The sequence below is a fragment of the Nocardia sp. 852002-51101_SCH5132738 genome, assembly GCF_001665695.1.
In the GTDB taxonomy this organism is placed as follows: Bacteria; Actinomycetota; Actinomycetes; order Mycobacteriales; family Mycobacteriaceae; genus Nocardia; species Nocardia nova.
Genome location: NZ_LZML01000079.1, coordinates 1 through 604, shown reverse-complemented (window position 1 = coordinate 604; position 604 = coordinate 1). Strand labels below are relative to the sequence as shown.

Below are 604 nucleotides of genomic sequence, written 5' to 3'. Positions count from 1 at the left end.
CCGCGCCGGATCGCCGCTCGCCGGCCCGGGCACATGGTGCACGTCGATATCAAAAAGGTCGGCCACATCCCCGATGGCGGTGGCTGGCGTGTCCACGGCAAGGGATCGGCCCAGCACAAAGCCACCCGCGCGGTGAACCGGCGCACCCGGCCTGGTTACGTGTTCCTGCACTCAGCTGTCGATGGCTTCTCCCGGCTGGCCTACACCGAGGCACTGCCTGACGAGAAAGCTGTCACAGCAATCGGTTTCGTGTTCCGAGCCAGGGCGTTCTTCGCCGCGCACGGCATCACACGAATCGAGCGGATCGTCACCGACAACGGCTCCTGCTACAGGGCCCGCGATTTCGCGAAAGTGCTACTCGGTGCCCGTCACCAGCGGATCACTCCCTACACGCCTCGGCACAACGGGAAAGTCGAGCGCTATAACCGAATCCTGGCCGAGGAATTCCTCTACGCCCGCGAGTGGACCTCAGATCTGCAGCGCCAGCAGGCGCTGCAGATCTGGAACATCCACTACAACTATCATCGACCGCATTCGGCCGCCGGAAACCAGCCACCAGCCAGGCGACTCCACGCGGGCGTCACCAACGTCCAGGCCTCCTACA

At 64.2% G+C, this 604-nt stretch carries 1 protein-coding gene; it reads left to right on the top strand.

What is annotated here, in order from left to right; all coding sequences use genetic code 11:
• On the top strand, positions 1–604 hold a 604-nt coding region (locus A5789_RS11585; RefSeq protein WP_155525752.1), incomplete at both ends, for an integrase core domain-containing protein.